At 40.0% G+C, this 6,542-nt stretch carries 8 protein-coding genes and 1 pseudogene; 7 read left to right on the top strand and 2 right to left on the bottom strand.

Annotated elements, in window-relative coordinates:
• From F6K57_RS34335 to F6K57_RS34305, 7 genes are all read left to right on the top strand, one after another.
• Positions 1-311: type I restriction endonuclease (locus F6K57_RS34335; protein WP_364305296.1), on the top strand; the 311-nt coding region annotated here is incomplete at its 5' end.
• 43 nt (positions 312-354) lie between these two features.
• Positions 355-1,002 carry a Uma2 family endonuclease gene (locus F6K57_RS34330; RefSeq protein WP_293072389.1) on the top strand — a complete coding sequence of 216 codons (648 nt, stop codon included), beginning with the start codon at positions 355-357 and terminating at the stop codon, positions 1,000-1,002.
• 600 nt (positions 1,003-1,602) lie between these two features.
• On the top strand, positions 1,603-2,889 hold the full coding sequence (iscB, locus tag F6K57_RS34325) for an RNA-guided endonuclease IscB (protein ID WP_293017345.1): 1,287 nt from the start codon (positions 1,603-1,605) through the stop codon (positions 2,887-2,889).
• A 103-nt stretch (positions 2,890-2,992) separates the two neighbouring features.
• The gene (locus F6K57_RS34320) at positions 2,993-3,247 is read left to right on the top strand and encodes a XisI protein (protein WP_364305299.1); all 255 of its coding nucleotides are present in this window, start codon (positions 2,993-2,995) and stop codon (positions 3,245-3,247) included.
• A 112-nt stretch (positions 3,248-3,359) separates the two neighbouring features.
• A complete protein-coding gene (locus F6K57_RS34315; RefSeq protein WP_293017344.1) occupies positions 3,360-3,911 on the top strand; it encodes a Uma2 family endonuclease in 552 nt (183 codons plus the stop codon).
• A gap of 60 nt (positions 3,912-3,971) precedes the next feature.
• Positions 3,972-4,253: a hypothetical protein gene (locus F6K57_RS34310; RefSeq protein WP_293017343.1), complete on the top strand. Its 282-nt coding sequence runs from the start codon at positions 3,972-3,974 to the stop codon at positions 4,251-4,253.
• Positions 4,254-4,376: 123 nt separating this feature from the next.
• Positions 4,377-5,117, top strand: a complete 741-nt coding sequence (locus tag F6K57_RS34305) for a sulfotransferase family protein (protein WP_293017342.1) — start codon at positions 4,377-4,379, stop codon at positions 5,115-5,117.
• Positions 5,118-5,359: 242 nt separating this feature from the next.
• Here F6K57_RS34305 and F6K57_RS34300 read toward each other — a convergent pair whose 3' ends face one another.
• Both F6K57_RS34300 and F6K57_RS34295 read right to left on the bottom strand, forming a co-directional pair.
• Complete coding sequence (locus F6K57_RS34300; RefSeq protein WP_293017341.1) at positions 5,360-6,103, bottom strand: CmcI family methyltransferase; 744 nt, start codon at positions 6,101-6,103, stop codon at positions 5,360-5,362.
• Between the two features lie 12 nt (positions 6,104-6,115).
• Positions 6,116-6,337, bottom strand: a pseudogene (locus F6K57_RS34295) (cupin domain-containing protein); the annotation flags it as partial.
• Positions 6,338-6,542: the final 205 nt, after the last annotated feature.

Genomic DNA, 6,542 nt, shown 5'->3' with positions numbered 1-6,542 from the left:
TTGTAAGAGGCAGGATAGATGTTTTAGTAGTGCGACAGAGACTTTGGATACTGGTGATCGAATCCAAAAGTACCAAGTTTGATGTGATGGCAGCACTGCCTCAAGCTCTAGCTTATATGCTGGATGGATCCAACAGTGACAAGCCAAGGTTTGGTTTTCTAGTCAATGGGAGAGAGTTTGTGTTTGTTAAACTCCAACCAGCAGATGTTCCCATCTATGGTCGTTCCTACGCCTTATCTATTGACAGGGAAAATGAACTGGAGCAAGTTTTAGCTGCTCTCAAAGCTATTGGTCAATTGGTATTAGATTAACGTTTGATGTTTATCCACAATCCGAAATCATAGAAGATTCACGATGGCTGTTACTCTCCTACTCCAACAACTTACCGTTCCCCCAGGCCAAAGACTATTGATTCATAACCTAGAGTGGGCTCAATTTGAGTCTGTTCTGGAAGAACTAGGGGAACATCGCTCTGCCCGTATTGCCTATAGCCACGGAACCTTAGAAATCAGAATGCCTACCCCAGAACAGGAAGTCGATAAAGAACTGCTCGGTGATTTAGTGAAAATTTTGCTTGATGAGTTAGAAATCGACTGCGAGTGCTTTGGTTCCACTACCTTCAAGGGAGAAAATATGGACAGTGGCATTGAACCAGATCAATGCTTCTACATCCAAAACCACGCTAGAATGCGAGGCAAGCGGCGCGTCGATCTCACTATTGACCCACCGCCAGATCTAGCCATTGAAGTGGATGTTACCTCCAAGACTCAACTGGATGTCTATGCCAACTTAGGTGTGCCTGAACTCTGGCGCTATGAAAAAAATCAACTCAGGATTGACCTATTGCAAGGAGGTGAGTACCGGCAAGTTACCACCAGTCCCACCTTCCCCAGATTACCGATTCGGGACCTGGTAGCAGAGGTTTTAGCTCAAAGCCGTGAAACCGGGAGAAGTCCTGCATTACGAGCCTTTCGCCAAAGACTAAAGCAACTGCTTCAATAAATTGATAGTTTAGTTTTGGGGGATAAACCGATAGGAATCAGTAATGGAATTGACTTCTAAAACACTACCCAAACTAATTGAATAGCATTTCTAAATAGGTCATGAATAATATTGCTAATTTCTCATAACATCAAAAATTATTCGGAGCTCTTTACTACTGTTACCTGCTCCCTGCTCCCTGCTCCCTGCTCCCTGCTCCCTGCTCCCTTTTACCATCACTCTTATGTTTACATCTAAAAAAAAATGCTATATATGATATCAATCAAGAGTTTATTAAACAATGGAAAAACTAAATCACTATAGAGAATTAGTCAAAAAAATCATCAATGAATACGGGCAATATAAACCTAAATGTCAATAACTCACCGCTAAGTCCTATGGGACTATAGCGGGAGCTTGTAGAAGCTCATAGTTGACCAGACTGAGACTTAGATTAGGTCTACGTTATTTGAGTTATAACACCTGTAGGTGCGTGCCAGCCTTCAGCTCTGTTGTTAACAATTAAACATCTGTAGCGAGTTAAGGAAGTGTTGTTAACCTCTCAAGCTCTTATAACATTGTCGAGGCAAACTTTACCCACATCGTGGAGTGTTCAAAGTAATGCGAGTTTTCGTTTTAGATCAAAATAAAAAACCCCTGGATCCATGCCACCCGGCACGAGCTAGGGAACTACTTAAGAAAAGAAGGGCTAAAGTATTTAAGCGCTATCCATTCACTATTATCATGCAGGACAGAAGTGTTAATAATTCTGTAACTCATCCACACAGAATCAAAATAGATCCTGGTTCAAAAACAACCGGAATAGCTGTTATTCAAGAACAGACTGGACGAGTGACAAGTGCATTAGAAATTAACCATCGAGGACAGAGTATCAAGAATTCTTTAGAATCCAGAAGAGCCTTAAGGCGAGGTAGGCGAAACAGAAAAACTCGTTACCGCAAGCCTCGATTTCTTAATCGGAAGCGCCCAGAAGGGTGGTTACCTCCGTCACTAATGAGTCGAATATTTAACGTTGAGACTTGGGTAAGACGACTGAGGAAGTTGTGTCCAGTGACTGCAATATCTCAAGAGCTAGTGCGGTTTGATACTCAGAAGATGCAAAATCCAGAAGTATCAGGTGTTGAATATCAACATGGCGAGCTATACGGGTTTGAGGTTAAAGAGTACCTTCTTGCCAAATGGGGACACAGTTGTGTTTATTGTGGTGCTATGAATACGCCCTTAGAAGTTGAACACATTGTCCCAAAATCAAAAGGTGGCAGCAATCGGGTCAGCAACCTAACCCTTGCTTGTCGGTGTTGTAATCAGAAAAAAGGTAATGACCCCATTGAAAAATTTTTAAAGAAAAAACCAGCAATTCTCAAAAAAGTATTAGCTAAAGCAAAAATTCCTTTAAAAGATGCCGCAGTCGTCAACTCAACCCGTTGGGAATTATGGAGAAGACTACAATCAACTGGATTACCCGTCGAAACAGGCTCGGGTGGATTGACTAAGTTTAATCGCAAGACTAGGGGTCTCGGAAAAACTCACTGGATCGATGCTCTTTGTGTTGGTAAAACCACCCCTGAGCAAATATTACTGAACGGAACAAAGCCACTAACAGTAACAGCTAAAGGTCATGGTATTCGTCAAAGGTGCCGACCTAATAAATACGGGTTTCCAAAGGCTCATGCTCCTTCTGCTAAGTCGTTTAAAGGCTTTCAGACAGGAGATATCGTCAAAGCTGACATAAAGAAAGGAAAATATGCCGGGCAGTATACAGGACGGATAGCTATTCGTTATCGTCCAAGTTTTGTACTTCAGACTCCCGAGAAGAAGTTCGATGTTCATCCAAAGTATCTGAGAATAATATTTAAAGCTGACGGATACGAATATGCGTCTAACTAGCAATGATTCGCGCTTCGCTCAATTTATTGACCTGCGGGAATTCCCCTCCCGCTAAAACTAACGTTTATAACGGGAGTCCCCTTCCCGTATTTAAGATGGAGATATTGAAGTCCAAAAAATCTTTGATGTTCAAGGAGATCACTATCAACTAATGAACGTGGGGTGGCATGGAAATCGGCGTTTAAGAGGCTGTGTTCTCCAAATTGACCTTAAAAACGACAAAATTTGGATACAACATGATGGCACAGAAATTGGCGTTGCTAATGAATTAGTAGAATGGGGTGTTCCCCCTGAAGATATTGTCTTAGCCTACCATGCTCCTTATAAACGCCAATATACTGGATTTGCTGTTGATTGATTAAATATAGCAATTCTATTTTCCATGAAGTGAAAAGGGCTCCCCCTAAATCCCCCTTAATAAGGGGGACTTTAATGCAATAATCGCTAGAAATAAATAGGAGATTTTAACAATGCCTAGTTTAACAGTAAAAGACTTAGAAAAACTGCAAGCTGAACATCCTGATTATCAGATGGAACTAGTGGATGGAGAAATTCTTGTTATGAGTCCTTCAGGTATAGAATCGGATGAAGTAGCTGCTGCTATTGTTACCCAGTTATCAAACTGGGTACGACCTCGTAGACTAGGCAGGGTAACTGCTTCTAGTGGTGGTTTTCATTTACCTAACGAAGATGGAGATGTTCGCGCTCCCGATGCTTCTTTTATCCTAGCCGAACGTTTACCTCGCACTACAGAAGGTTACGCGGAGTTAGTTCCTGACTTGATGTTTGAGGTTAAATCTAGAACTGATAGTTTGGCTAAATTACGTCAGAAGATCCAGCAATTTCTGGAATTGGGAACTAAAATTGGGGTGTTAGTCGATCCGAGAACTCGCACCATGGAAGTTTATCGCCTTAATAGAGATAAAGTTGTGCTGGGAGATGGGGATGTGCTGCAAGTGCCAGAATTGCTTCCTGGTTGGGAATTGCCTGTGGTGGAAGTGTGGGCACCTGAGTTTGATTGAGAAGACTGTTTATTCTTCTCAAGTATTAGATTAAGTTTGAATATTTGTAAGGGATTGAATATGATTATATCAAATATCAAAATTAGTCAAACTTCTCAAGACATTTTGATAAAAGCGGCGGCGAAAAAACGAATGTCTGTAGAGGAGCTGGCTTCAGAAATATTAAATGAAGCTATTCAAAATAAGCTTTCCGAAATTGTCACTATTGGTGAAGTCAAAAAGGAATATTCCTCTAATCCATTGGCAAACAAGCAGCCCTACGCATACTATGCTGATCCTGAAGAGCCAGCTATCCCTCTAGAAGACTGGGATATAGAGAATAGTTATGAAGAGGTTTTATGATTGTTCTGGACACTCATATTTTTGTTTGGTGGAATCAGAACGATCCTAAAGTGACGTACTCCTTATAAACTGTCCTCTGGTAACAGAGGCATTGACTCTAACATCTACTATTGAGATCTAGCGATGAAAAAAATTTTGGTATTATGGACAACTTTTCGATCAACATCCACCGCTTTTAAAATGATGATGCAAGCAAGGGGAGACTTTATTGTTCTTCATGAACCCTTTAGCCTATACTATTACGGTAGCGAGGAAAGGAAATCTGATCGCTGTGCAAAAGCTGAGATTAATCCAGCTTATAATTTTCAACCCCTATTCCAAGACCTAATCAATAAGGCTCAAAGCCAACCTGTCTTTATTAAAGATATGGCTTTATATATTTACGATCGAGCCGATGAAGCTTTTTTATCCCACTTTAACCACACTTTCCTTATTCGTCATCCTGCCAAAAGCCTTCCTTCTCTATTTGCCGGTTGGCCTGACTTCCACTTAAGTGAAACTGGGTATGCAGAACTTTACCAATTGTTTGAAGTCACCAAAGCCTTTCTGGGACAAGTCCCCCCCCTCATTGACTCAGATGACTTGGTACAAAAACCAGAGGCCACGATTAAAGCTTACTGTGATGCTGTAGGAATTCCGTTTATGCCCCAAGCGTTAAAATGGAATCCTAAGATATGCTCTAAAATATGGACTCTTCCATGGGAAGGAGATTGGCACACTTACTTACAATCGAGTCGGGAATTTAAAGAAAGGGACAGAAAAAATTACGTTAGTGTTGAAAACAATGAACACTTGAAGCAGACCTATGACTACTGTTTACCTTATTACCAAAGACTTTATGAACATCGACTGCGGATTGAATAACCACTTTTAACTACAGACTTTAAGCAATGAAAAGAGTAGTTTTTATCCTTCGTAGGGGAAATGGGTAGTGGTGCATTGTAATGATATCGGTAACGGTATGGTTAGGGTTTCAGCCCCCACCCACCATCACTATGCAGGACTACCTAATCTTCTAAGTCATCAATAGAAACTTTACACTTAAACCTGTTTTTTTGCAAATCGTTTATTATTTCGTTTATTCTAGATTTGTTAATCATTGTTATTTACATCCTTTTTAACATCGAATTCCAATTCTTCGAGCCGTTATAACCAAACAAATCTTGATAGTGAGTATCAATTAAGTACTCATTTTTGTGCTGCATCAGCCATTTTTTTAGTAAATCAAGCTTACCTTTCATCCGTTCAATAAATTCTTTATCTTCCCAATCTGACCAAGCCTCCCATAAAGCTTTATTTGTGTCTTCAATAATTAAATAATCTCCATTTTGTAAGCCATTGTGATGAAAATAATTCAGGATACCGACTAAATTAACATGAGCATCTTCTATGATTAACCAAGGATGAGGAAGTGTAGAAAGCAGTGTGGTGGATAAAACCATATCGATCTGGTGACAATCACCTTCCAAAAATTTTATATTGGGTTGGGCTTTGGCTTTTTCATCAAGTAAGGATAAATCGATATCAACAGAGTAGAGAAGACCTTCAATTTCAAATAACTTCAACTGATCTGCTAACCATACTGCACTTCCTCCAGTATCTGCACCAAGTTCAATAATTGTCTTTGGTTGGAGTTCGTAAATGAGCATTGGATAAAGGGCAATTTCTATAGGACTTTTGTCCATTGGTATCCCTTTCCAGGTTTGTAAATGATAGTTTTCAGTCAGAGGTCTCCAAATACCCTTGGGAAGGGAGGAGATATCTTCTCGATCAGAAATTTTGACAAGTCTTTTATTCTGTGAGATGTCTTGATCAGATCTAATGGATTGATCAGCACTTTGATTCTTCATTGCGATCACTCCTCAAACAGATTTAACTTTTGGTGATCGTATTTTCCCCTCTTCAATACCAACCCCATCTTCATTCCACTGCCAATCAAAAGCATAGATCCAATACATAATCCCAGACATCCTAGTATTGTGAGGCGTGTTAGCAGGTACTTTGAAGAATTCACCAATGGAAGGATGGTGAGTTTTACCTTGAAAATAAACTTCTAATTCCCCTTCTATCATGATAATAAATTCATCAGCTTTATGACCTGGATTTGACCAAAACTCTACAGAATTTGTTCTATATAACTCGCATTTAAAACCTTTTGGTTCCTGACGGGGTGACGAAACAGGCTGAAATGCTTGCTATGTAAAGCTAGTAGCATTTTGTGGTAAAAAAAAGTAGGTCTCTAAATTTGCAACAAGACCTACGTATTGACAATGTTCCCAACATTCTACC

The sequence above is a fragment of the Moorena sp. SIO4A5 genome, assembly GCF_010672005.1.
Taxonomy (GTDB): Bacteria; Cyanobacteriota; Cyanobacteriia; order Cyanobacteriales; family Coleofasciculaceae; genus Moorena.
The sequence above is the reverse complement of the archived record's forward strand: the minus strand, read 5'-3'. Positions and strand labels throughout refer to the sequence as shown.

Bases quoted from the DNA above. Each gene is read 5' to 3' on its own strand.
- F6K57_RS34315 (WP_293017344.1), top strand. From the start codon at position 3,360: ATGCCTAGTTTAACAGTAAAAGACTTAGAAAAACTGCAAGCTGAACAT.
- F6K57_RS34305 (WP_293017342.1), top strand. From the start codon at position 4,377: ATGAAAAAAATTTTGGTATTATGGACAACTTTTCGATCAACATCCACC.
- F6K57_RS34300 (WP_293017341.1), bottom strand. From the start codon at position 6,103: ATGAAGAATCAAAGTGCTGATCAATCCATTAGATCTGATCAAGACATC.
- F6K57_RS34310 (WP_293017343.1), top strand. From the start codon at position 3,972: ATGATTATATCAAATATCAAAATTAGTCAAACTTCTCAAGACATTTTG.
- F6K57_RS34330 (WP_293072389.1), top strand. From the start codon at position 355: ATGGCTGTTACTCTCCTACTCCAACAACTTACCGTTCCCCCAGGCCAA.
- iscB (WP_293017345.1), top strand. From the start codon at position 1,603: ATGCGAGTTTTCGTTTTAGATCAAAATAAAAAACCCCTGGATCCATGC.